Annotated in this window: 23 protein-coding genes; 9 read left to right on the plus strand and 14 right to left on the minus strand. The window is 42.2% G+C overall.

Annotation, left to right across the window (positions count from 1 at the left end):
• Positions 1 to 3: 3 nt before the first annotated feature.
• From pyrH to rpsB, 3 genes are all read right to left on the minus strand, one after another.
• Complete coding sequence (gene pyrH, locus AC1HJP_RS04630; RefSeq protein ID WP_138481234.1) at positions 4 to 741, minus strand: UMP kinase; 738 nt, start codon at positions 739 to 741, stop codon at positions 4 to 6.
• Between the two features lie 149 nt (positions 742 to 890).
• Complete coding sequence (gene tsf, locus AC1HJP_RS04635) at positions 891 to 1,742, minus strand: translation elongation factor Ts (RefSeq protein WP_058030521.1); 852 nt, start codon at positions 1,740 to 1,742, stop codon at positions 891 to 893.
• A 104-nt stretch (positions 1,743 to 1,846) separates the two neighbouring features.
• A complete protein-coding gene (gene rpsB, locus AC1HJP_RS04640; protein ID WP_404393968.1) occupies positions 1,847 to 2,575 on the minus strand; it encodes a 30S ribosomal protein S2 in 729 nt (242 codons plus the stop codon).
• A gap of 264 nt (positions 2,576 to 2,839) precedes the next feature.
• On the opposite strand from rpsB, the gene map reads away from it, so the two are divergent.
• Entirely contained in the window at positions 2,840 to 3,628 is a 789-nt protein-coding gene (gene map, locus AC1HJP_RS04645) for a type I methionyl aminopeptidase (RefSeq protein ID WP_480360610.1), read from the plus strand.
• A gap of 57 nt (positions 3,629 to 3,685) precedes the next feature.
• On the opposite strand, the gene AC1HJP_RS04650 is transcribed toward map, so the two are convergent.
• The gene (locus AC1HJP_RS04650) at positions 3,686 to 3,895 is read right to left on the minus strand and encodes a hypothetical protein (RefSeq protein ID WP_475161732.1); all 210 of its coding nucleotides are present in this window, start codon (positions 3,893 to 3,895) and stop codon (positions 3,686 to 3,688) included.
• A 240-nt stretch (positions 3,896 to 4,135) separates the two neighbouring features.
• On the opposite strand from AC1HJP_RS04650, the gene glnD reads away from it, so the two are divergent.
• Together glnD and dapD are read left to right on the plus strand one after the other, a co-directional pair.
• Positions 4,136 to 6,754: a [protein-PII] uridylyltransferase gene (gene glnD / locus AC1HJP_RS04655; protein WP_480360611.1), complete on the plus strand. Its 2,619-nt coding sequence runs from the start codon at positions 4,136 to 4,138 to the stop codon at positions 6,752 to 6,754.
• Between the two features lie 8 nt (positions 6,755 to 6,762).
• The gene (gene dapD / locus AC1HJP_RS04660) at positions 6,763 to 7,590 is read left to right on the plus strand and encodes a 2,3,4,5-tetrahydropyridine-2,6-dicarboxylate N-succinyltransferase (protein WP_138481242.1); all 828 of its coding nucleotides are present in this window, start codon (positions 6,763 to 6,765) and stop codon (positions 7,588 to 7,590) included.
• Between the two features lie 56 nt (positions 7,591 to 7,646).
• On the opposite strand, the gene AC1HJP_RS04665 is transcribed toward dapD, so the two are convergent.
• The 4 genes from AC1HJP_RS04665 to AC1HJP_RS04680 are packed head-to-tail and all read right to left on the minus strand — an operon-like array spanning position 7,647 to position 9,752.
• Positions 7,647 to 8,237, minus strand: coding sequence for a hypothetical protein (locus AC1HJP_RS04665; protein WP_480360613.1), 591 nt, complete (start codon positions 8,235 to 8,237; stop codon positions 7,647 to 7,649).
• Between the two features lies 1 nt (position 8,238).
• On the minus strand, positions 8,239 to 8,679 hold the full coding sequence (locus AC1HJP_RS04670; protein WP_480360614.1) for a flavodoxin: 441 nt from the start codon (positions 8,677 to 8,679) through the stop codon (positions 8,239 to 8,241).
• Positions 8,679 to 9,413, minus strand: a complete 735-nt coding sequence (truC, locus tag AC1HJP_RS04675) for a tRNA pseudouridine(65) synthase TruC (protein ID WP_138562599.1) — start codon at positions 9,411 to 9,413, stop codon at positions 8,679 to 8,681. Before truC ends, AC1HJP_RS04670 begins: the two co-directional genes overlap by 1 nt.
• Positions 9,414 to 9,425: 12 nt before the next feature.
• Positions 9,426 to 9,752, minus strand: coding sequence for a YqcC family protein (locus tag AC1HJP_RS04680; RefSeq protein ID WP_404393954.1), 327 nt, complete (start codon positions 9,750 to 9,752; stop codon positions 9,426 to 9,428).
• 140 nt (positions 9,753 to 9,892) lie between these two features.
• Between AC1HJP_RS04680 and AC1HJP_RS04685 the strand changes: the two genes are divergently transcribed.
• Positions 9,893 to 10,921, plus strand: coding sequence for a DUF3549 family protein (locus tag AC1HJP_RS04685; RefSeq protein ID WP_480360617.1), 1,029 nt, complete (start codon positions 9,893 to 9,895; stop codon positions 10,919 to 10,921).
• Positions 10,921 to 11,223: a DUF3301 domain-containing protein gene (locus AC1HJP_RS04690; RefSeq protein WP_480360618.1), complete on the plus strand. Its 303-nt coding sequence runs from the start codon at positions 10,921 to 10,923 to the stop codon at positions 11,221 to 11,223. Before AC1HJP_RS04685 ends, AC1HJP_RS04690 begins: the two co-directional genes overlap by 1 nt.
• Before the next feature lie 2,708 nt (positions 11,224 to 13,931).
• Here the strand turns inward: AC1HJP_RS04690 and AC1HJP_RS04695 are convergent.
• The gene (locus AC1HJP_RS04695) at positions 13,932 to 14,582 is read right to left on the minus strand and encodes a GNAT family N-acetyltransferase (protein WP_480360619.1); all 651 of its coding nucleotides are present in this window, start codon (positions 14,580 to 14,582) and stop codon (positions 13,932 to 13,934) included.
• Positions 14,583 to 14,827: 245 nt separating this feature from the next.
• Between AC1HJP_RS04695 and AC1HJP_RS04700 the strand changes: the two genes are divergently transcribed.
• Together AC1HJP_RS04700 and AC1HJP_RS04705 are read left to right on the plus strand one after the other, a co-directional pair.
• On the plus strand, positions 14,828 to 15,091 hold the full coding sequence (locus AC1HJP_RS04700; protein WP_138633930.1) for a hypothetical protein: 264 nt from the start codon (positions 14,828 to 14,830) through the stop codon (positions 15,089 to 15,091).
• Between the two features lie 2 nt (positions 15,092 to 15,093).
• Positions 15,094 to 15,867: a Zn-ribbon-containing protein gene (locus AC1HJP_RS04705; RefSeq protein ID WP_138481257.1), complete on the plus strand. Its 774-nt coding sequence runs from the start codon at positions 15,094 to 15,096 to the stop codon at positions 15,865 to 15,867.
• A gap of 70 nt (positions 15,868 to 15,937) precedes the next feature.
• On the opposite strand, the gene syd is transcribed toward AC1HJP_RS04705, so the two are convergent.
• The gene (syd, locus tag AC1HJP_RS04710) at positions 15,938 to 16,477 is read right to left on the minus strand and encodes a SecY-interacting protein (RefSeq protein ID WP_480360636.1); all 540 of its coding nucleotides are present in this window, start codon (positions 16,475 to 16,477) and stop codon (positions 15,938 to 15,940) included.
• Positions 16,478 to 16,537: 60 nt separating this feature from the next.
• Between syd and queF the strand changes: the two genes are divergently transcribed.
• Positions 16,538 to 17,383 (plus strand): NADPH-dependent 7-cyano-7-deazaguanine reductase QueF, encoded by an 846-nt coding sequence (gene queF, locus AC1HJP_RS04715; RefSeq protein ID WP_480360620.1) that lies wholly within the window; start codon positions 16,538 to 16,540, stop codon positions 17,381 to 17,383.
• A 10-nt stretch (positions 17,384 to 17,393) separates the two neighbouring features.
• Here queF and AC1HJP_RS04720 read toward each other — a convergent pair whose 3' ends face one another.
• The 4 genes from AC1HJP_RS04720 to AC1HJP_RS04735 are packed head-to-tail and all read right to left on the minus strand — an operon-like array spanning position 17,394 to position 24,613.
• Complete coding sequence (locus tag AC1HJP_RS04720; protein WP_480360621.1) at positions 17,394 to 18,281, minus strand: peptidylprolyl isomerase; 888 nt, start codon at positions 18,279 to 18,281, stop codon at positions 17,394 to 17,396.
• 4 nt (positions 18,282 to 18,285) lie between these two features.
• The gene (locus tag AC1HJP_RS04725) at positions 18,286 to 19,116 is read right to left on the minus strand and encodes a substrate-binding periplasmic protein (protein ID WP_480360622.1); all 831 of its coding nucleotides are present in this window, start codon (positions 19,114 to 19,116) and stop codon (positions 18,286 to 18,288) included.
• Positions 19,113 to 22,892, minus strand: coding sequence for a translocation/assembly module TamB domain-containing protein (locus AC1HJP_RS04730; protein WP_480360624.1), 3,780 nt, complete (start codon positions 22,890 to 22,892; stop codon positions 19,113 to 19,115). The genes AC1HJP_RS04725 and AC1HJP_RS04730 overlap by 4 nt, the downstream gene beginning before the upstream one ends.
• Positions 22,892 to 24,613 carry an autotransporter assembly complex protein TamA gene (locus tag AC1HJP_RS04735; RefSeq protein WP_480360625.1) on the minus strand — a complete coding sequence of 574 codons (1,722 nt, stop codon included), beginning with the start codon at positions 24,611 to 24,613 and terminating at the stop codon, positions 22,892 to 22,894. Before AC1HJP_RS04735 ends, AC1HJP_RS04730 begins: the two co-directional genes overlap by 1 nt.
• A 308-nt stretch (positions 24,614 to 24,921) precedes the next feature.
• On the opposite strand from AC1HJP_RS04735, the gene AC1HJP_RS04740 reads away from it, so the two are divergent.
• Positions 24,922 to 25,254, plus strand: coding sequence for a ribonuclease E inhibitor RraB (locus AC1HJP_RS04740; RefSeq protein WP_421963105.1), 333 nt, complete (start codon positions 24,922 to 24,924; stop codon positions 25,252 to 25,254).
• The last annotated feature ends 246 nt before the right edge of the window (positions 25,255 to 25,500 follow it).

Raw genomic sequence — 25,500 nt, forward strand, 5'->3', positions numbered from 1 at the left:
AGATTATTCAGCTACTTGTGAAGAAATAAGGGTACCCTCTTCTTCACCCATGATAACGCGTTTAAGCGCACCTGGTTTATTCATGTTAAATACGCTCAAAGGCATATTATGGTCACGAGCTAGCGTAAATGCCGCTAAGTCCATCACCTTTAATTCTCTGTCGATCACTTCATTATAAGTCAAATGACGGTGAAGTGTCGCTTCTGGATTTTTCACTGGGTCATCGCTGAATACACCATCAACTTTTGTTGCTTTAATTACGGTGTCAGCTTCGATTTCAATACCGCGTAGACACGCCGCAGAATCTGTTGTGAAGAATGGGTTGCCTGTACCTGCAGAGAAGATCACTACGCGGCCAGACTTTAATAAGCTAATTGCTTCAGCCCAGTTGTATGCGTCACATACACCATTAAGCGGAATAGCAGACATAAGACGTGCGTTTACAAATGCACGGTGAAGTGCGTCACGCATTGCTAAACCATTCATTACAGTTGCTAGCATACCCATGTGGTCGCCAACTACGCGGTTCATACCCGCTTCTGCTAATGAGCCACCACGTAAGAAGTTACCGCCACCGATAACTAAACCTACTTCTACGTCGAGTTCTACAAGCTCTTTGATTTCTTGCGCCATACGATCCAATACTTTTGGATCGATACCAAAGCCTTCATCTCCCATTAAAGCTTCACCGCTTAATTTAAGAAGAACGCGTCTAAAAACAGGTTTTCTATTCGTAGTCATAATCTCAGGGCCATATGTAAAAGTGGGGATAAAAAATAACCGCGCTTATGAAACTCATAAATGCGCGGTTATTCTAAAGAATTTTCAGCATTGAAGCAAAAGCAAATGCTGCCTAAATGTGGCTTTTTGCCTCTGCTTCATGAGTAAAATTACTCGCCTTTAGCTGCTGCGATTTGCGCTGCAACTTCTGCTGCGAAATCTTCTTCTTTCTTCTCGATACCTTCACCAACTTCTAAACGGATGAAGTTAGAAACTGAAGCGCCTTTCTCTTTAAGGAATTCGCCAACAGATTTCTTAGGTTCCATGATGAAGGCTTGACCAGTAAGAGAGATCTCACCAGTGAACTTCTTCATACGACCTACAACCATCTTCTCAGCGATTTCTGCAGGCTTACCTTCGTTCATAGCGATTTCAACTTGAACTGCTTTTTCTTTTTCAACAACTTCAGCTGGCACGTCTTCAGGGTTAACGAAGTCAGGCTTAGAAGCAGCAACGTGCATAGCAACGTGCTTAAGAGTTTCTTCGTCAGCATCACCAGTAACAACAACACCGATACGGTCGCCGTGACGGTATGCAGAAAGTTTGTCACCATCGATGTACTCAACGCGACGAACGTTGATGTTTTCACCGATTTTAGCAACTAGCGCAACACGAGTTTCTTCGAACTGAGCTTTAAGAGCTTCGATATCACCTTTTGACTCAACAGCAGCGTCAAGTACAGTGTTAGCGAAACCTAGGAAGTTTTCGTCTTTAGCAACGAAGTCAGTCTGACAGTTAACTTCTAGAAGTGCAGCAAAACCTTCGCCTTGCTTGATTAGGATTGTACCTTCTGCAGCGATGTTACCCGCTTTCTTAGCAGCTTTAGCAGCACCACTCTTACGCATGTTTTCGATAGCTAGCTCGATATCACCGTTAGTTTCAGTTAGTGCTTTTTTACAATCCATCATGCCAGCGCCAGTACGCTCGCGTAATTCTTTAACTAGGGCAGCAGTTACAGCCATTAGTATATCCTCAAATATGAAGTTTTATTTCGGGGTGCGGAATGACCGCTCTTCAAGAATATCAAGCCTTCACCTTAGTTTGATGAAGGCTTGATGACAGCTAATTACTCAGCTTCTACGAAATCGTCGTTTTCAGCTTGTGCAACGATGTTGCTTTCACGACCTTCAGTGATAGCAGTTGCAACAGCACCAGTGTAAAGCTGGATAGCGCGGATCGCGTCATCGTTACCTGGGATGATGAAGTCAACGCCATCAGGGTTTGAGTTAGTATCAACTACAGATACTACTGGAATACCTAGGTTGTTAGCTTCACGGATTGCAATGTGCTCGTGGTCAGCATCGATTACAAAGATAGCGTCAGGAAGACCGCCCATGTCTTTGATACCGCCAAGGCTCTTCTCAAGCTTTTCCATTTCACGCGTTTTCATTAGCGCTTCTTTTTTAGTCAGCTTCTCGAAAGTACCGTCTTGGCTTTGAGCTTCAAGGTCTTTAAGACGCTTGATTGATTGACGAACTGTTTTCCAGTTAGTCAACATACCACCTAACCAACGGTGATTTACGTAGAACTGATCGCTTTGAAGAGCTGATTCTTTAACTGCTTCGCTTGCAGCGCGCTTAGTACCTACAAAAAGGATTTTACCTTTGTTAGATGCAACGTTCTGTAAGAACTTAAGTGCATCGTTGAACATAGGAACAGTTTTTTCTAGGTTGATGATATGAACGCGGTTACGTGCACCGAAGATGAACGGCTTCATCTTAGGGTTCCAGTAACGTGCTTGGTGACCGAAGTGAACACCAGCTTGAAGCATATCGCGCATTGAAACGTTTGCCATTTTAATTTCCTCTAATATTTAGGGTTAGGCCTCCACATATCCCATAGCACCAACACGTAATATATAATTACCTGCACCCAAGTGTATGTGTCGATATGTGTGTGTGTTAATATAAAAAGTATGTTTGTCTTAACTACAAACTATCTTGAAAGATAAATTTGTAAAAAGACGGCGCGCTTTATACCATATTAAAGCGCCAGATTCAACGATACGACTAAAATTTGTGCGTTATTGCAAAGTAAAAAATTAACGATTGGAGCCTCAATGAGTGCAGTGATTAAAACCCCTGAAGAAATCGAAAAAATGCGTGTTGCCGGTCGCTTAGCGGCTGAAGTCTTAGAAATGATTGAACCTCATGTGAAGCCTGGGGTAACAACTGAAGAGCTAAACACCATTTGTCACAATTATATTGTCGACGTTCAAGATGCTGTGCCTGCACCTCTAAACTATCATGGTTTTCCAAAATCAATTTGTACTTCAGTAAACCATGTAATTTGTCACGGTATCCCAAATGAAAAGCCTCTAAAAGACGGCGATATCATCAATATCGATATTACCGTGATTAAAGATGGCTACCACGGCGACACATCAAAGATGTTCCACGTTGGTACACCTAGTATTCAAGGCAAGCGTTTAGCTCAGATCACACAAGAAAGCTTATACCTTGCAATTAAAATGGTTAAGCCGGGTGTGCGTTTAGGTGATATCGGTTCAGCGATTCAAAAATACGCAGAAGGCTTTAGCTACTCTATCGTGCGTGAATATTGTGGCCATGGTATTGGAGCTGAATTCCACGAAGAGCCACAAGTGATGCACTATGGTAAACCTGGCACAGGCGAAACCTTAAAAGCAGGCATGTGCTTAACGATTGAACCTATGGTGAATGCGGGTAAGCGTCAGTGTAAATTGCTAAAAGATGGTTGGACAGTTGTCACTAAAGACCGTAGCTTGTCAGCTCAGTGGGAGCATACGTTGCTTGTTACTGACAATGGTGTTGAAATTTTAACACTACGTAATGATGAGACGATAGACCGTGTAATAGAGCACAATTAAGATTTATTGTTCTAATGCTAAAAATGCCAACTTAATAAGTTGGCATTTTTTTGGATTTTATAAATCTAAGAAGCCTGTTCCTTCACATTTTCCTGAGACTCGGATCCTTTTAAATTCACCGCCTTCAAAATAAACATAATAAAGCACTGATCTATCACAAATATAAGAACCACCACTTGGTAAAGCAATCGATTCACCAATAGGCGCAAGTGATGCAGAAATAAATGTTATTGAGGCAATTAAGCAAGTTTTAAATGTATTTTTCATGTCTTTTCCTTGTTGTTCATTAAAACCAAGTTTATAAAAACATATAACCCACACCTCATCAACACCAAATTAACAAATGAACCTAAAACAAATACATCGAACGTTCTTAAGAATTCAAGCCCGTTGAAGAACTAGACGTTTGACCTTGTTCTATGCTCCTTAGCTCGCAATTCACAGCAACTTAGTGTAAAACTTACAGAGCGCTCATCAATTCATTTGATAAAAAATCAGGGATTTTCCGTGGCATTACCCAATAAATTAAAAACGCTTCTTGATTCAGCTAGCACGCTCGACGATTTTAAAGATTGCTCCGCTTTTTTTTACAAGTGGCTCGGCAATGAATTTTCAAAGCAACCTGTAAAACACCTCATTCGCGCCCGAGCAGAATTTGTAGACTTAATGCTACAAAAGCTTTATATCATTACATGTTTAAACAAGCATGATGATATCGCACTAATTGCTGTTGGCGGGTATGGTCGGGGCGAATTACATCCTTATTCTGATATCGACTTTTTGGTTTTAGTTCAGGCTGAACCCAACGACCAATTAAAAGAGTCGCTTGGTCAGTTTGTTACCCATTTATGGGATCTGGGTTTAGAGATAGGTCACAGTGTTCGTACACACGAACAAGTTTTAGAACAAAAAAAACAAGACGTGCACTTCACCACCAGCTTACTTGAGTGCCGCTTAATTAGTGGTAACGAATTAGAATTTGAACGCCTAAAAAGTCACATCATTGAAACACCTATTTGGCGCTCAGAAGAGTTCTTTATCGCCAAAGTAGATGAGCAAAAAATTCGTCGTAAAAAGTGTCATGGTACGGCGTACAACCTTGAGCCCAATGTAAAAGAAAATCCGGGTGGTCTGCGCGATCTACAAACCATTTTTTGGGTGGCAAAAAAACATTTCCACGCTGAGACACTTAGAGAACTCATCAGCCATGGTTATCTAACCCATGAAGAGTATCAAGAGCTACTCGAGTGCATCGAAAACCTCTGGAATATTCGTTTTGCTCTTCACCTTGCTGCCGGCAGAAACGAAAACCGCTTATTGTTCGACTACCAACCTCATGCAGCAGAATTATTAGGCTTTGGCTCTGAGGGTAAGGCCTCTGTTGAGCGCATGATGAAGCGCCTATTTAGGATTATGAGCCGTGTTCGCGAAATGAACCAAATGCTTCTCTCTTATTTTGAGCAAAGTATTTTGGTTGACCGAGTTAATCATCAGCCTCAGCCTCTCGATAAAAACTTTGAGCGCGTGGGAAATCGCATTCAGGTTACCGATCCTTCTGTTTTCTTTAAGCGTGAGCATATTTTTGTGTTATTTGAGCATATTGCTGATAATCCTGAAATCACTGATATTGAGCCCAACACACTAAGAACCATGCGCCAAGTCCGCCGCCGTCTTCTAGGTGATTTACAAGATTACGCAGGATGTAGAGATGCTTTCTTACGCTTAATCAAACACCCAAATGGCATGGGCAGAGCCTTCACACTGATGCACAAGCACGGCATTATTGCAGCTTACTTACCGCAGTGGCGTAATATATTTGGGCAGATGCAGTTCGATCTATTCCACGCTTATACAGTAGATGAACATACTCACAAACTAATCAATAACATCTACAAGTATTTCGACAAGAACAAACAAAAAGACTTCCCTATTTGCTCTGAAATTGTCACCCGCATGGACAAGCCTGAGTTGCTTTACCTTGCTGGCATTTTCCATGATATTGCCAAAGGCCGTGGTGGCGACCACTCAGAGCTAGGCGCAGTTGATGCTAGTACCTTTTGTAAAGTGCATGGCTTTAGTAATTCAGAGGCGCGTTTAGTGGCTTGGCTGGTTGAAAACCATTTATTAATGTCGGTCACAGCACAACGAAAAGACATTAACGACCCTGATGTGATTGCAGAGTTTGCATCTCGCGTTAAAAATGAACGCCAACTAGATTATTTATATTGCTTAACCGTTGCAGACATTCGTGCAACCAACGACAACCTTTGGAATGATTGGAAAAACACCCTACTTCGTGAACTGTATTTACACACACAACGCGCTTTAAGAGCAGGTCTTGAAAACCCAATGGACATGCGTGACCAAATTCGCGATAAGAAGCAGCAAGCCAAACAGCGCCTTATTGAACTTGGTTTTGAAGAGAGCCAGATTGACTTTATTTGGTCTCGTTTTAAAGCGAACTATTTTACAGGTTTCACTGAGCAACAAATTTCATGGCAGTCTGAACACTTGCTAAAAGTGAAAGACTTAAACCGATTTAGTGTTATTGTCGGTGAAAAGCCACTTCATGGTGGTACTCAAGTGTTTGTTTATAGCCCGTATGAAGCGAGTTTATTCGCCAAGTTAGTGAGTGTTATCGGCTCTAAAAAAGCACAAGTTCAACACGCACAAGTCATGACGACTAAAGATGGCTTTGTGGTATTTAACTTTGTTATTTTAGAGCAAAGTGGTGATGCTGTATCAGTAAACCGTGCTCGTTCAATTCGCAAAGGCATTGAGTCACTACTCCAAGATCCGAAGAAAAAAATTAGGGTGAAGAAGAACCGCTCTCATCGCTTTAAAGACTTTAATATCAAACCTAAGGTGATTGTGCGTCCACATGCGCGGGAAAATCGCAACCTCATCGAAATTCAAGCCATCGATATTCCGGGACTTTTAACTAAAATAGCCGAAGTATTTCAGGCTAATTCACTGCATATTCATGCCGCACGTATTACAACGGTCGGCGAACGTGCAGAAGACTTTTTCGTTATTTCAAATAAAGATTATCAAGCCCTCGATGAAGAGCATAAAGTAACACTTCAACGAGACTTAATGAAAAAATTAAACGCAGAAACAAATTAGAGGAAACTATGTCAGATTTAAAAACCATCATTGAACAAGCATGGGAGCAACGTGATGGCATTACTCCTACACAAGTGAGCGACGAAGTAAAAGATGCAATCATTCAATCTCTTTCATTGCTAGATTCGGGTGCTGCGCGAGTTGCAGAAAAAATAAGTGGTGAATGGGTTGTGCATCAGTGGCTTAAAAAAGCGGTACTGCTGTCTTTCCGTATTCGTGATAACCAACCAATGAACGATGGCGTAAACCAGTTTTATGACAAGGTGCCACTTAAATTTTCTGACTACACGCCAGAGCAATTTCAACAAGGCGGTATGCGCGTAGTACCAAACGCTGTAGCACGTCAGGGCAGCTTTGTAGGTAAGAACGTGGTACTTATGCCTTCTTACGTAAACATTGGTGCTTACGTTGATGAAGGCACTATGGTTGATACATGGGCAACGGTTGGTTCATGTGCACAGATTGGTAAAAACGTGCACCTGTCTGGTGGCGTGGGCATTGGTGGTGTACTAGAGCCATTGCAAGCAAACCCAACTATCATCGAAGATAACTGTTTTATCGGTGCACGATCTGAAATCGTTGAAGGCGTCATTGTTGAAGAAGGCGCGGTTATTTCAATGGGCGTATACATTTCTCAGAGTACGCGTATTTATGACCGTGAAACGGGCGAGATCCACTATGGTCGCGTACCAGCAGGTGCGGTAGTTGTACCAGGTTCATTACCTAGCAAAGATGGCTCACACAGCCTATACGCAGCGATCATCGTGAAGAAAGTTGACCAGCAAACTCGTGAAAAAGTAGGTATTAACGCACTACTTCGCTCTGTAGATGAGTAGTCAATAAAGAATTTAAAAGTCCGCAAATCAATGACGATTTGCGGCCTTTTTTATGCTTAATGCTCGCAACTTAAACCTTGAAGATCATAGTGCTTAAACTGTCTTTGGTTGTCTGCTGTAAAGCTGATGGTGAGTTGCTCTAACGGCTCATAACTTTCAATGGCTAATGCTTTACCAAGCCAAGGCTCTTTTATAACAGATAACAACTCATAAAACCCAAATCCCTTGTCGCACATAATGTTAATATCGTGGAATGCAGTCAGTAGCTTACCCGGTGCTTGGCTTTGAATGCTGATATTAGCTTGCTCAAGGTAATTATCGGCCTTGGTGCCATTAAACACATAATAAACCGTTGTGATACTCAGCATAATCACTTGTACAGAGGCAACAAACATTAATGGTAGTACTGCTAGTTTCACCTTGCTGCTCACTTCATTATGTTTCACAAAGTAAATAAGCAACCAACAACCGGCAATGACCATAGCCAACTTCAGCGGCACTAAAAACACGCTGAAGTAGTACATGAGCTTTTCACTGCCCCACTTTAAGCCAAATGCATTTTCAAACCAGCTACTTTCAATTGCTGGCAGCACAATTAAAATACTGCTGAGTAATAATACCCATTTAAATTGTTGTAATCTCGACATATTAAAGTGTTTTCTGCCACTCTGTTAACCAGGCTTCAACCACTTCCCATGGTTCAAAATACTCACACGCATCGACGTCTAAACGCGGTGCAGTTTGTTGTGCATTCAATTCTTGTAATAAGGCATCGACTTGCTTGCCCGCGCCACAATAGGTGTCACCGTAGCTTGAGTCTCCCAAAGCGATCACCCCCGCTTTTTTACCTGTTAACATCGGCGACTGATTTCGCAACTGCATAATCAATGGCTCAATGTTATCAGGCAGGTCGCCAGAGCCTGTGGTCGAGGTAATAAACAGAGCCACTTCAGCGGCTTTTACATCATCGATGCTTGCGCTTTCAAACAAGCTCACTTGATGCGACGATGACAAAGCCGTTTGCACCTGCTCAGCCAAATTCTGTGCATTGCCATACACACTGCCTACAAAAATTGAAATTGATGCCATTATTGATAATCCTGTTCGCTGCTGGGCCACCCCAACTGCGCACAGATATTTAGCATCTCTTCGCCTAGGTTAGCCCGAATGGTAATTTCTTGTTTTGTATAAGGATGAACAAACTTTAACCGAGTTGCAAATAACATTAAGCGCTGCAAGCCAAAGTGCTCATAAAAAAAGTGATTATGCTTATTATCACCATGGTTCACATCACCCAAAATAGGGTGTGCTAAATGCTTTAAATGACGGCGAATTTGATGCTTGCGGCCGGTTTTAGGAAAGCATTCCACCAGCGAATAGCGAATACTCGGGAACTTACCAAAAGGAATAGGCAAACTTGCCTGATGCAAACAGTTAAATTCTGTTTGCGCTTCTTGCGGCGCTTTATCTTGATCGGCAAATTTGTCAGCGATTTTATCTAAGTGCTCTTTTAAAGGCCTGTCTAGATAAACATGCTCTGGCGCAAAACCTCGCACCAGTGCCAAATAACGTTTTTCTATTTTGCCCTCAATGAATACTTGGTTCATATCTCTGGCTGCTTCTGAGCTCAGTGCAAACAACAAAATACCACTGGTAGGACGGTCTAAACGATGCACCGGAAATACGTGCTGACCGAGCTGATCACGCAACATTTGCATGGCAAATTGGGTTTCGCGTTTATCTAAAAATGAACGATGCACCAATAAGCCAGAAGGCTTATTAATCGCCACATAGTTTTCGTCTTGATAGACAATCTCAAGCATGATCTTTCTCTTTTAATTCTGTTGTAAGCTTTCGTCTAACTTGGTCAGTAGACTTAAAATCTGCGGATATTGCGGGTGAGTGGCAAAGCTCATTTCAGCCATGGGCGCAATCGACATATTGGCAGGTAGCGCCATGCCTTGCTCTATCATCAGGGTCATTTTAGGAATAAACACAAACTGCAACCACTGCTCAAATGTCATCACATCACAACAAAATGGTGCGGTAGAATTTAGCTTTTCAGCCTCAATGCTTTCACTTTGCCAAAGCTTGGCGATGCGTAATACCGCTTCGAGCTCTTTCAATAAGGTATAAACTGCTTGGTATTGGGCGTGACTCATCAAACCGACTCTTTGTAGACTATTTAAAACCCGCGAATTATAGCCCAGCTAACTTCTTTACAGTAGCTTTACGGCTTCGCTTATCAAGTGCCGAGAAAATACGTATAATTCGGCTAATTTAAAATTTGCATGAGCGAACTATGACTGCGCATATTTCTACTTTAGGTGATCTTCTAAACACAGCTGGCACACAGTGGCGTGTTTACGACATGGGTCGAAAAATCACTAAAATTGATAAAGCCCTATTCAATCAACTTGAAAATGGTCAGGTACCTTACCCTTACCCGCTTGCTGGTCATGCCCTAATAGCCATTCAATTTTGGGATAACCAAGCCACCGCTGATCCGTATGTGTGGTTTTTAAAAATGCCCCTTGACGAGCAAAGTAAGTTAGTGCTTGCAAGCCGTGACCACTTTGCAAATATGGTACTTGAAGCATTAGGCACTGAGTTAACGGGCGAGCAAGCCGATGGCAAGCTAGACAATAACCCGTATGTGTTTACACCGAATGCCAATAAACTTGCCGCGTTCAATGCACTATTAAAAACTGAATTAAAGCGCCCTGCTTCTCAGTATTATGAATTTACCGAACAGTTTTTTGCTGGCAACTTAACTGACGATGCGTGGCAAAGTATTGCAGTACAAGGCTTAGCTGACTTTGCCTTTAGACTCGACCACGGCCAGAACAGCGCAAACCTCGCTAAAGCGTGGACAAACTTACCGCAAGAAGTTCAACAACCTTTAAGTGCGATGCTAGAACATGTTGAAATTAATACACAACTTGCTGAATTATTCTTTGCGCAATGCGAACTGGCAATCGCAGAAAATAATTTAAATTTATTAATTAACAACATGCGTGCGCTTTCTGGTAGCAAAGCACAAGGGTTAAAGTCTCAGTTAGTCGAGCAAGCACTAACAAGCGAGCTCGGCAATCAACCAGACGTGTTACTGACTCTAGCGGGGCGTTATTGGTTATGCTTTGAAAAACCAGAAGCTCTATTCAAACTGCTTGATGCCGCTGCTAACAATGAGCAAATGCCTGAGTTATTCCCAAGTATTTTTGCGGACTTAGTTGCAATTCCGTCACTTCGCCCACACGTACTAGGTATTCTTCGAGCAGAAAATCGCAGCGACACACTATCTCGTGCGATAGGTAGGTTATTCTCTTAATGGCAACTCTCTGGCTTTTTATTGTTATCGGCAGTGTTATCGGCTTTTTTTGGTATAGCCGTAAAATCGCAGAAGCCGCAAACGAACATGCACAAAGACAAACAAAGCAATTGCAAGTGCAGTTGCTCAGTGTCGCCTGTAAAAAAGTGCTACCCGGCATTTTAAAAAGTGGTCGTTTAGGTATAAAAAGTCAGTTTTTGTTTGAATTTAGCTCGGACGGCGAGAGCTTATATCAAGGTTATCTCTATCTTGAAAATGAGAAGCTAGTGCAAGCTGATATTCCACCGCATCGCTTGGGCTAAAAAAGATAGGTTCCAGAAAAAACTAAGGCGCAACATAAGTCGCGCCTAAAGTTGACAATATCCATGATAGCTTCCAAAGCATATATCCTGTTTTATCATCCGCTGAATGGTCGTCTTCCATCGACAACCAAAAATCCATTTAAAGTCCTATACACGTCCTGTGTTCCTAATATCCTAAATCCACTTCGCAAAACCCTATGCGCTCCTAGTGCACCCTGTACTCCATCCTCATCCTAGGTGTTGTCCTAACACCTGTAACCATCCTGGTTTCCGCTTCACCCTTCTTTGGGCTGTCCTCACACTCCTGTGTGTATCCTATTCCTGTGTGCAACTCCGTTACACCTCATCCTGAGTATCCTGTTGAGCTTCTTGCCCTAGCACCTATCCATAACCTTGTGCTTATTCCGTTTTTCCTATCCCTTTGCCTTCCTGACATGATTAAGTTTACGGTAATTTGCCGATTGCTAAAGCGACTTACAGCAATTTATTTAATGTCATATTATTTTAAAAATAAGATATTTGTTATTTTTCATTAAGTTAAAAACAAATCACAGCCAAAGCGAAGTGTTTAAAACACCAAAGCCCACAACCATGTGGGAAATATCTCACAGCTAATTTTCCGATCTGTCAGGTTCAAACCTATACACAAAACCAACAGGCTGCACCCCTTCCCCTTCTATCGAGCCTGAAAATAAGTAATTGATGAGTAATGTCAGCGCATGGCGGGATTTTTGTTCCCGACAAATCCCAAGTACCTAAATCCATTTAGGCAATGCGCTGCAAGGCTGATTAAGTCCATGGATGGACTATTCAGCCGTTTACGTTCACATCAATTGCGTATTTGAAGAAACTGCGAGATAGAGGGGCGCCGTGGGGTGACGAGTGACCGAAACGAAGTTTCGCAGCGCGAGGAAGTGGAGACATGGATGCCGACAGGCAAAGGCTTCAAGGATGAGTTTCTGCTTAGTATAAAATTGAAATGCTTAGCCGCCCTTTGGTTGCCGTCGCCAACGCGACAAATAGTAAAATTGAAGGCAGCCTTTAAACCTGTCGCGCTAAAGCACGACCTACAAAATGAGATCTTCAAAATAATGGCAAGAATGCCGACAGGCAAAGGCTTCAGGGATGAGTTTCTGCTCAGTATAAATTGAAATGCTAGCCGCTCTTTGATTGCCGTCGCCAACTCGACAAAGAGTAAAATTGAAGGCAGCCTTTAAACCTGTCGCGCTAAAGCACGACCTACAAAATGAGCTCTTCAAAATAGTGGCAAGAATGCCGACAGGCAAAGGCTTCAGGGATGAGTTTCTGCTCAGTATAAAATTGAAATGCTAGCCGCCCTTTGGTCGCTGTCGCCAACGCGACAAAAAGTTAAATTGAAGGCCTGCATCAAAAAAGCGACATTAAAAGCGCGATATAAAATCGCGCCTACAACAGTACCTGCATTAAATGTAGGCCGAGGCTTTAGCCCGACAAAGCACAAAGCAAAAACTCAAAATGTCGCCATAAATGACGACCTACAAAAGCGGTTAAAATCGCTCATTTCACCTTGCGCAAAAGTAACCTTGCTTCGCAACGTATATTTTGCACATTGCAGCCCTGTGCACTAAACCAACAGGCAACACCTTTTCCCTTTTATCACACCCTGAAAAGAATTAATTGATGAGCAATGTCAGCGCATGGATGCGCAGCAAGGCTGATTTAGTCCATGGATGGACTATTCAGCCGTTTACGTTCACATCAATTGCGTATTTGAAGAAATAGCGAGATAGAGGGGCGCCGTGGGGTGACGAGTGACCGAAACGAAGTTTCGCAGCGCGAGGAAGTGGAGGCATGGATGCCGACAGGCAAAAGCTTCAAGGATGAGTTTCTGCTTAGTATAAAATTGAAATGCTTAGCCTCCCTTTGGTTGCCGTCGCCAACGCGACAAAGAGTGAAATTGAAGACCAACTTCAACATGTCGCCATAAATGACGACCTACAAAAGCGGTTAAAATTGCTCATTTCACCTTGCGCAAAAGTAACCTTGCTCCGCAACGTGTATTTTGCACGAAAAGTCATTTGAAGTGAGAAACCCGACATAAAGTCGGTGCAGCTGAAAAAAACCAAACGCCAGAAAGAACTAAGGCGCAACATAAGTCGCGCCTAAAGTTGACAACATCCATGAGAGCTTCCAAAGCCTAAATCCTGTTTTATCTTCCGCTGAATGGCCGTCTTCCATCGACAACCATAATTCCTTTTAAAATCCTATACACGTCCTGTGTTCCTAATATCCTAAATCCGCTTCGCAAAACCCTATGCGCTCCTAGTACACCCTGTACTCCATCCTCATCCTAAGTGTTGTCCTAACACCTGTAACCTTCCTAGTTTCCGCTTCACCCGTCTTTGGGCTGTCCTCACACTCCTGTGTGTTTCCTATTCCTGTGTGCAACTCCGTTACACCTCATCCTGAGTATCCTGTTGAGCTTCTTGCCCTAGCACTTAATCCATAACCATGTGCTTATTCCGTTTTTCCTATCCCTTTGCCTTCCTGACATGATTAAGTTTACGGTAATTTGCCGATTGCTAAAGCGACTTACAGCAATTTATTTAATGTCATATTATTTTAAAAATAAGATCTTTGTTATTTTTCATATACTTAAAAATAAATCACAGTCAAAGCGAAGTGTTTAAAACACCAAAGCCCACAACCATGTGGGAAATGTCTCACAGCTAATTTTCCGATCCGTCCGTATTTAATTTTTTATACATCAGCTCACCCGACACTTCGCCGAAGGTCATTTGCTCAATCACCTCATATTGGTGCTTTAAGAAAAAGGCTTTTTGCGCTGTTTGCGTAATGAATACCGCCACGCCTGTGATCTCTTCTTCGGCTAGATGAAGTTGTTCAACGCCATTCAATAAATAATGACCAAGACCTTGCCCCTGCGCATTCGGGTGAATGGCAATTAATGACAAATAAAAGCATTCGCCATATTGCTCTAAGGCCGCTCTTATCGCTTGCTCTTTAGCGACCAATTGCTTGGTTTGAACATACCCTGCGCTGAGCATGAGTTTTAAACGCCAATGCCAAAAACGCTGCGCCGACAAAGGTCCATTGGTCGCGATTGCACACGCAACGCCAACTAGTTGTTTGTCTATAAACGCGCCTAACATAGCTTGACCACTTTGCGAAAAAGTCTGTAGTTCTTCGCGAATAAGTGCGCGTAACTTTTTCGCAAAGTCATCATCAGACTCTGCACTCAACACTTGCTTTAATAACTCATCACTTTGATAAGCTTGAAACAGCAGGCTTGCTGCAATGTTTATTTCTTCCGGCTCCAAATACTTTAGGCTCAGTTGATCTGCTTCTACTATTTTCATTATTGTTCCTGTTACCTAATTTTTACTAGAAAACTTAGTCAACTATAGTTACTGAGTGTTTTTTAAGCAAAAAGACAAGTTAATGCCATCAGTACAATCTAGTCTCTTGGTATTTACATAGGCATTGAGAGAACAAACCGATCACTGTGAATTATGTAAAACAAATCGTTTAGGATGGTTACGAGCTCAGCTATGCGCTTTAAAGATTTATGCTAGAATGCGTTTTATTTTGTTGAGTAAAACGCATGCATCCCGCTGTTCATTCTGCTATTGCAGCCTTAGTCGCTGAAAACAAAACACCCACTGTTGCTTTAACTAAATCTAAATTATCAGAGCCAGTGCCTATGCCTTTGGTTATTGCTGGGTTGACCGCCTACAAAAATGATCCAAATTGCATCAACACTCAGCCTGCAGCAGCCCCAAAAGCCAAGGCTACAGAGCAAAGCCAGCTTGACCGCATTGAACAAAAACTTGACCGCTTACTCGCGCTATTAGAAAAAGATAACTAATTATGTTCGTTGTAGATTTAACTTTTGATTGTTACCAAGACACCACCCTAGATGATGCTGAGCGCGCCATTAATCGCGTGGTCAATGCACTACGTTTTAACGGACAGATCATCGGGGATGAGTTTCCGACCGTATTAAAAGACGGCTACTTTATTACCCGTGTTATGTGCCCGCTTGAAGATGCGCTACACCCACTTAATCACAGCCCGTTTGTAAAAAAGGCCATTGAGCTTTTACAAGATGCTGGCTTGTTGGCACCGAAAGTAAAGGTGATCGGTCAGGATATTCATGCCAATGGCGCCGACCTGTGTGACGCTCCGTCTTCTTATATTTTATATACCACTTATGTGCATACATGTAGCCCGCTGTATTGCGGCGATGACTTTCAGCCTGTGCCACTTTATAAAATTCCTGCGATTGCCAATGGCGATTACAAGGCCTTAATTAAGTGGCAAGAGGATTGGCAAGCATGCGACCAAATCCAGATCAACGGTGCCACGCGCTGTGAGTTTGCGGCGTTAGAAGAGATTTCTAGCACAGAAAGCGATTTGTTCCGTCGCGGTATGGACTTGTCTAAACGTATTCGTTATCTCACTAAGAAGCCGGTATATTACTATTTATATCGCGTAGGTGGTGAAAGCTTAGAAGCAGAAAAAGCGCGTAAATGCCCAAGCTGTGGCGGTGATTGGAAGTTAGACGAGCCATGGTTTGGCTTATTTGATTTTCGCTGTGACAGCTGTGAGCTGGTGTCGAATATCTCTTGGGATTTTCAGTGATCACTCACTAAAAGTAAAAAGCGCTCAGTGATTGAAACGAGCGCTTTTTTTAATAATTAAGGTATGAGTATTAAAACTCAACTGTTTGCAAAAATGCTTCTAAGCTATCAGCCAGAACATGGTGTGGTCTTTTTCCGACATACTCTAACCAGACTTTGCCAGTCTCAAGTTCAACGGTAATCAACAAGTCATCTTGCTCGGTTAACCCAATAAACACCGTATCTGCATGTTTAAGCTTACGCTTCATCAATACATGACCTGTGATGTTTTGCTGTAAACGCACAAAGTCATCTTCATTCCACGCTTGCAATAACTCGATTTGATGACCTTCGACGTTGCCAATGATATTGCCTGCATAAAAGCTGCTGTAGAACTCATTCAAAGCATCGGGAAAACTGCACTCTAACGCATTTGCTAAATCATTTAGGCTATTTTTTGCAGGCTGCGGCACAGCTTGCCACTGAATTTGTTGCTCGCTGAGCACTTCTCCAACCTCACAAGGGCTTGGCCAGTCAGCATCGTGATACATGCACGGTAAAGTGCCATGTTGTTGCTGATAGTGAGATTGAAACTTATCGTGAAGCTCTGATAAAAGCGGCTTAATTGTCATACTGTTAACCTGTGTGCGATACGCTATAATACGCGCCATTGTAACCACTATTGGTGAAACATGACAGATTACAACAATGCACCTGAGCTGAAAGAGTCAGTGTTAGGTAAAACGACCGAGTATGCGTCGCAATACGATGCAAGTTTATTATTCCCAATTGCAAGAAAGCTGAACCGTGACCAAATTGCGGTAGATGAGCAAAACTTGCCATTTAAAGGGGAAGATACTTGGACTGGCTATGAGCTATCTTGGCTGAATAGCAAAGGTAAACCACAAGTGGCGGTGGCGACGTTTGTGTTCCCATGCCAAAGCTCGCATATTATTGAGTCTAAGTCATTCAAGCTGTATTTAAATAGTTTTAACCAAACTAAGTTTGTCAGCTTTGACGAAGTACAAACTATTTTAACCAATGATTTAAGCAAAGCAGCACAGACTGACGTCAAAGTGACGTTATTCAAAGCTGAAGACTATGCCTGTATCCCATTCACCGCCATGCCAGGCGAGTGTATTGATGAGCTTGATATCGAAGTTGATACCTACAGCCCGCAAGAAGGTTTAATCGTGGTGAAAGATGGCAATGAAGTGACTGAAACACTACATAGCCACTTACTTAAATCGAACTGCTTAATTACGTCTCAGCCAGACTGGGCAAGTATTGTGATAAGTTACACGGGCAAGCCTGTGTGCAAAGAGTCACTGCTTAAATATTTTATTTCGTTTAGAGATCACAATGAGTTTCATGAGCAGTGTGTTGAGCGAATTTACTGTGACTTGATGCGTGAATTAAAGCCGAGCAAGTTAGAGGTATATGCACGCTACACAAGACGCGGTGGATTAGACATTAACCCTTACCGCAGCAGTGAAAGCGATAAGACGGCTTATAACATTCGTACAAACCGTCAGTAAACATTTGCTTTTAATTCAGGCGTTTGGTCGGGATAGATACCGAACAAACGTCTGTATGATTTGGCTTATCGATAAACCACTCGCTTGGGCGGTTTTTACGAGATTCAATCAACTCTTTAAAATCTTCTGAGCTGGTATCAAATACCGTAAAAGCACTGTTATCTTCACCCGCAATATCACTTAACACACGCACTTGGCTGATTGGGTTAAACGGCTGCCCTTCTACAGGTGTACGTAATAAACGCTGTGCATGCTCCATACCTTCAAGCACTCGACCAAATACCGTGGTGTTTTTATCAAGATAACGCTGTGGCGCTAGCGTGATATAAAACTCTGTACCGCCGCTGTCGATTTCATTACCGCGCGCCATCGCGAATGTGCCCGTACAGTGGGTCATCCAAGTCTTTTTGCCATCGCTGTTTTGCGCTACTGCAAAGCCATTCAAAAAACCAGTTTTATCCGCGTAGCCGTCAACCGAATTAATTGGGATGATCTCAAGTGGGTTTTCAGTGGTTAAGAACATCTCGCCCGCAATGCCTTTACTGCCTTGCGTTGGCTGTTTTTCACCGCTCTGATCGCCACCTTGTGCCACAAAGCTTTCAACAAAACGGTACACGTTTAAGCCATCATAAAAGCCTTCGCGCGCGAGTTTTTTAATATTATCGACATGCCCCGGTGCAAGCTGTGGGTTAAGCTGCACATAAACGCGGCCTGTTGGTAAATCAATTCTTAATACATCGTCGTTGTTTACTTGCTGCCATACATCGGCTGACGCTGAGCTAATAATGGTACTTGGTGAGCGAACTTCAGGTTTGTTTGGTGCTGATTCAGTATTTTGCGTGCTGCTGCAACCAGCGAGCAATACACAAGCTGTTAGGCCAAAAGCGCGTAAAAGCATTTGTTTATTTTCCTTGATTATTGTTATACCAGTATTTTTTTGTATGAATGGGTGCACTGGCAGGGAGTAAAGTATTTACGAGGGTAATTTTTTGTCGTTTATCTAATGCTAATTCAGCTAACTCGCTTTCGAAGTGGCGATTAAATAAAGTATCAAATGAACCGTCTTCAATGGCTTTATCTAAGCCTGACTTGAGCTTTTGATACAAAGCTTTGTTATGTTTATTTACGAAAAAATAAACTGCTGAAGGATAATAATATACATGAGCCGGATCGATTGCTAAGCCTGTCATATCAGTAATATCATTGGCATATAAGGCATCGATAGGCAATACATCAATACGTGAGGCTTCGAGTAATTCATAGCCCGCATTTTCTTGGGAATACTCTAAAACATTAAAGTCATTGTCTTTGAAAATGACGGTATCAGGCCAGTCAGTTCGAAGACCGTACCTTAAACCTCGTAGCTCACCATCCGTTTTTAGTTTTGCAAAATAATCAACACGTGATTTTTTTACCACGCCCAAACGGTAACCTAGCACCCCTTTTACAATTGGCACTCTCACAGCTAACGCTTGTTTTTCTCTCTCATCAGAGGTGACAGACCAGAATACGTCAATGCCATTTTTGTCACCTAGCAAACGGATCGCGCGATTTTGAGTTGGAATATTTTCAACAAAATCTAGCGTATGCACTTCTCTTTGATAGCTTAGGGTATGGTTCAACAGTTCAATGACATAAGGATCAGCCCCAGAAGTAATACGCACTGTCTGTTCCGCACAAGCTGAGAAACAAAAACAGGCATTTAAACAGAGGGCAATAATCCAAGACTTCATTCAGGATCCCAATCAAATTGATATAGCAGGTCTATACTATCGTATAAACCACTTGTTGCTTCAATATATAATTTTGTAAACACCCTGTAACGAATGGCAATTTCATTCATGGCTTCGAACACCCCTACGCGATAACTTACTTGCACGCTTGGGGTAATGTAGCCAGATAATTCAACTTGCGTGTCATCACCACTGCCTTTCGCGCTAACGCTGACATCTTCAATGCCGATTTTTTTACCTGCTTTATTAATAAAGCTTTCACTAAAATTAATACTTTGCGCGAGCAGCATTTGAGATAATAAGGCATTGTTATTATTCTCACTTTTATCAAGTGGTTGTCCGTTTAATAAATACGATAACGCATGGGCTTGATCCATGGCTGGTTGTGAGAATATGTTAAGACTTGGGTTACTCGCGCTGCCCGTTAATTCAATACCCGCAATAACATCATCGGCGGTTACTTCAGGGTTACGTATTGCTTTTACATTCAAATAAGGTCGCGATAACGGCCCATTAAAGCCAATTTGGCCTTGTTGAATGAGTAAGTCTTGACCTAGCGCTTGATAAACCCCTTCTCGCAGGCCAAATTCACCACTGGCTAGTAATGGTGTGTCTGGGGTTTTATCTAGACTTATCTGGCCAAATACATAGCTATCTAAGCCGAAAGCATACACTCTAAAATCGTCTTTAAGCGCGACATCTAAATCAAGAGTATAGGAAAACGGAAGACTGCCCTGCGCTTGAACTTGTGCATCAACTATAACCTGATCATCAGAAACCGTAGTCACTTGTTCAGGCAGTTGCGAAATTTTAATGCGACCTTGAGGAATATCGACACGCCCCGTGAGCGACAGGTGTTCATCTTTAAGCTTTAAAGACAAGTCTGGAGAGATGGCGAAGCTCATATCTTGTTGCGGGTTGACTCTTATCTGCTCGCCATACACAGATACGTTAGCGCTTAATTGCTGTTGCCAATCAAGCACACCATCAAGATTCAGTACCCCATTTTCACTGGTATTTAATGCACCATTTAAACTGGCAGTTTGGCCATTCAAATCGAGTTTCAGAGAAGAGTCGACAAAACTGACTGGCAGCGCTGACTGTTCTATACCAAATGAAGATAAGTTTATCTCACCCACGACATTGGGTTGTTTTATATCTCCCGATAAAGCCAGTTTTGAAGATAGCTGCCCGTCTATATTAATTGGTTGCGGTAAAAAGCGATTTGCCAATTCGCCAATCGGCTTTAAAGTCAGTGCATGCAGTTCAACTTTGGCAGTTGGTGAATGCAATTGATTGTCTTGCACTTGTGCAGCCACTTCACCAGATACGTCACCTAATAATGACGAGGCAAGTTGCCAGCGACCTAAAATAGCTTGGCTGTCTCCACTAAGGTTAATCTCGATTTGTTCTATTGGAACTATTGCCTCATCATTAGCATCAGTATTGGCTTCGGTATTAGCTTCGGAGTGCGCAACAGCAACGTTTTGCAAACTCGCTTTTGCAGTGACTGCACTGAGCTTTTTATCGCGCCATGACAATACTGAGTTCACACTGGTTTTACCTGCAAGCCTAAGTTGCTCTGGTAAAAAGGTTTGTAGCGAAGCTAAATCAAAGCCTTGGATGTTCATATCGAACTGCCCTTGCTTGCCTTTTTGCTCGGCTTGCAAACACCAAGGTGACTGATTTAGCTCACCGCATAATTTACCGGTTTGCCATTGTAGCGCACTGGTATATTTCAGCTTCGAATGATGCTTTAAACTTGTCTCAAATTGCTTATAAATAATTTGCCCTGATGCGATTTCGCCCTGCCAGGTTTGTGCGTTTAAACCACCAAGAATATCTAGCTCTGCGGTTACGTCTCCGCGACTTGATAACTGAGCGCGATGTGCTGTTTGATCGCCTGTGAGGCGCAACTCGATATGATTAAGTTGATGTTCTGGAACTACGAGTTGCTCAACGGATAAAAAGGTCTTTGTTTGCCAGTTATTGGCCAAATCAACGCTGGCATCGAGCTTGCCCCCTTTGAGGCTAATGTCGTTATTCTCGAACGTTGAAATCGTTGAGTTAAAGCTGATTTTAGGTTGATGATGATCGCCTTTAATCTGCAACTCGCCTTGCGCATCAACATCAAAAGGCAGTAGCGCTTTCGTTTTTTGTGAACGGCTGTTGTGTGAAAAGTTGTTATGTGCAATAGCAAAACGCCCATTTAAATCTAGTTCTTGTTGCAGTAAGCCCGACAACTGCAAATTGCTCGAACCGAGTTGCATTTTCAGCTTATCGACTTGACCAAACAGCTGCTCGTTCAGTCTAAAACTGGCATCGAGTGCTAAAGGAAGGTCTGAAAGTTTGCCATCGACATCCACATCTGGAATATCAATTTGCCATCCCTCGGTTTGCTGTTTAGCCAGCACACTCATTGCGCCGTTTAACACTGACTGCTGGTCGATAAAAAATAGCGGTAACGCGTCCATCACTAAGCGTAATTGCGCATCAACGCCCTCGGCCCACGCCAGCTTGCCGGTCAAATTGGCGCTGCCTTCTGACGCGTTCAAACGACCAGCAAATTCTGAAATTGCCGTTAAACTGCCCTTTCCCGACACTTTTGCACTGAGCTCTGTAAGCTCTTTTTGTTCGGCAATGACATCAAGCTTCAACTGATAATCATCGGCATTACCTTTAAGCTCAACTCGAGCCTGTTCCATCAAGGCATCGTAGTCTTGTCCGCGAATTTTGTACGAAAAAGGAAGATTGTAGACCTGCGCCGATACATCAAACGGCCAGTTTGTTTGGTTAAGATTTAGATTACCTAACACGGCAGCCTGATGTTGACCTTCGGCCTTTAAATCAATATTTAAATCTGAAAAGTTGCCACTTAAATGTAATCTTAAGAGTTCTTCCTCTGTTGTCAGCGTAGTTATTGATTTAATTGACGCTAACGGCTGCTTGATTGCTTCGGCTCTCAGCTCACCAAAACTGCGTAATACGAACTGCTGATATTCTAAGTATAAATTTTGCCACTCAAGTTGTTGAGAGGTAATGTTTGCCGCGACATTAAAATGTTTAATGTGTTGCGAGCCAGTTGGCGTTTCGTACTCAAAAGACCCGAGAGCCAGTTGTGATACTCGAACATCAAGACCGTCTGGCAAAATGATAGCAGGTATTGCCGCTAGCTCTGTAAGTGCTTGGCTTTGCGCTTCTTTTTCTCTTTTATCAGTAATATGAATGTGCTTTATTGAGGTATCATGCAACCTTGCTGCAGCGTCGATTAATTGAGCTGATGATTTTATGTCCGATATTTGAACTCTCAAATCGCCTTGCTGAAACTTGATATTAGCCACATTTAACTTAGCGATGGCGACATTCAAAGGTAATACAAAGCCTGTTTCTGGCTCTTCGCTTTGTTCTATTTTTGTTTCTGCTTGAGTTTCTGTTGCGATTTCTTCAGTGGCTTTATCTGTAGGCGAGTTAGCAAGTTTTATATCGACGCTGTCTGCGATTATTTCTACACACACCGTGGCACAAGTAAACCAATTAAGTTGCGGCCTAAAATTGCTCAGCGATAAATTAAGCCCCTCGCTGCGCCAAGTGACATCGAGTCTTTCACCTGCAAATAAACGGCCTTGCTCAAGTTTAATATTTAAGCCATCAACCGACTTATTCAAAACCCATAAAAGGCTTTGATGACCTACGCTGGTAAATACTAAGCAAAATAGAAAAACCAGCGTGCCTAAACCAATATTTAGAATTCTTTTTGTTATAGGGTGTAAGCGCATTAAATCTCCGGCCCAATAATAATACTTAGACGTGTGCTTTTACTTTCTTTACTGAGCCCCCAGGCGTGATCTAATCGAATAGGCCCAACAGGCGTAATATAACGAATACCGAAACCCGCACCGACGGCCCATGATTCTGAAAAGTCATTGGTTGCCGTGCCCGAATCAACAAATAAAGCCAGTCGCCAATTTGGCATAAATTGATAGTTATATTCTATCGAAGCCGTTGCAAGGTATTTACCACCGACAATTTTGCCCGCTTCATGAGGCGCGACTGATTGATAGGCAAAGCCGCGAATACTCTGATCACCCCCAGCAAAAAATCGTAAGTTAAATGGCACTTCGTTAATGTCGTCAGTGACAATGACACCCGCATCTAGCCTTGCAATAAACCAATGCTTAAGTGCAAATTTTCTTAGCCATGCTTGCTCCCACTGTGCTTTAAACAAAGTCGTAGAAGAAATTAAATCATCGCTAGCAAACTCTAACGAGATCAAGGTTTGTTGCCCCCAAGAAGGCGTGACACCACCTATCGCTTGCTTTTTTGCATAGCTAATACCTGGAATTAACATCTCTGTTTTATCGGTTTCGCCATCTTGTGTTGTGGTTTCATGTTCTCTCTTTAAGAAAGCGGTGCGTACCCAATTACTGCTCGTTAACCATTGTCGTTGCAGTTGTAAATTCCAGATTTTACTGTCAACTCCATCAGTTAACTCATCTTCAAGCGCATAACCGGTTGTCACTCGCCATAAATCATCATTTGGGTTACTCACAGGAATGCTATAACTGCCTGTTACACGCTGTTGTTTTTCAGCAATAAATAAATTGCCATCAAAAAAGTGCCCATCTTCAGTGATCCAAGGCTTTGACCATTTAAATCGTGCTTTTGCCCCTATCTCGGTACTAAAACCGCCCCCCACTTCAAACGCATTGGCGGGCTTATCGACCACCTCAATGCGAATAGGCACTAGATTATTCTTGCGATTTTGTAACTGTGGATACACTTTAATGGCGCTGAAATATGGTGTCTTATTGAGTGCTAGGTTATATTCAGACAGTAAAGTTTCATCGTATAAGGTGCTTTCATCAAATGGTGCGAGTGATTGAATATATTTTTTCGCCAGACTTTGCCTGCTCACTTCAACTTTGCCGAAACGATAACGATTGCCCGAGTCTAGTTTTAGCTTAGCTACTGCAAAGTTTTTTTGTTTATAAATTTCTAGGCGATGACTAAGCCATTTAAAATCAAAATACCCTTTCGAGATCAGACTTGATTCAAGCACACTTTTTGTTTGCTCATAATTGTCATGATTTACGATGTCATTTGCTTTTATAGGAATGCCAGATAACACTTTTTGCAAAAATGTGTCTTTATTGGCCTCGCCTTTTATTTCAATTTGAATCGATTTCCAACGAATAGGTTCGCCAATCTCTGCCTCTATTTTGAGGGTACTGCTTTGCCCTACACGTGATAAGGAGATATTTGCATGATAATAGCCAAGCGCCTGTAAAGCTCGCTCGGTCTGAGAACGTAATTTGTTTTCTAGCGACTGTGAAAAAGGCTGATTGAGTAGCGGCTTCAACGTGCCATTGATATTTTTACTCAGCTCATCGGGCATTTCGCCAAATTCAATGGCCTCAACTTGCCATTGGGTTTCAGCCTGTGTTGATAAAGAAAAAGTTAAACACCAACAAATAACAACAATCGCAAACAGTTTCAAATACTTCCCTCCTAAGCAGAGCCGCCAGTGTAGCATATTTCAAATCAACAATAGATAAATGTACCAACTCTCAATAATACTCAATCATTTTGAGGGACTAAAACTGACGCTAGCTACGTTAAAAATTTCTCATTTAGAAAAACTAAATAGCAAAATTTTCGCCTTGCTATCGAACAGTTTTCCTTGCCTCAAAAATGAACGCTTAATTAAGAGATTTGGTACAAGAATTCGTTAAATCCCGCTTTAAAGCTTTTTATTTTTGCTAATTTCACCGACAATACACATAGTTAAAAATACTGGGTAAAACTATGCAATTTCCTGATGACGATAACGGCCAATTATTAGCTGAAATGGCTGCCGAAGGCATTAACTTAAACCAAATGCACATGGTCGACTTTTTCATTTTATTTGAACAAAAAGATCAAGCTGAGTCTTTTGCCAAAGCAATTTCTGAAGATGAGCTTGCGCCAAAAACCGAACTACAAAAGTGTAAAGACACAGGTGTATGGGAAGTTGTAACAACCGTTGAAATGGTGCCAGATCATCAGCTTTTAAGCCAAACTGAACAATACCTAGAAAGCATTGCCAATTCACACGAAGGCTATGGCGATGGCTGGGGTATTATGGCTGACGCCGAATAAAGAAAATCAGTTTGAAGTTTTAAAAGGTGCGTTAAGCGCCTTTTTTATTGCACAAAATAAAGCGAGAAGTTAGAAAGTTAGAAAGTTAGAAAGTTAGAAAGTTAGAAAGTTAGAAAGTTAGAAACTAATAGTTTTTAATAGGATTAAAAAGAAAAGTTTTGAGAGAATAAATGGTGCCCGGGGCCGGACTTGAACCGGCACGTCATTACTGACGAGGGATTTTAAATCCCTTGTGTCTACCAATTC

Source organism: Pseudoalteromonas sp. NFXS53 (assembly GCF_056629255.1).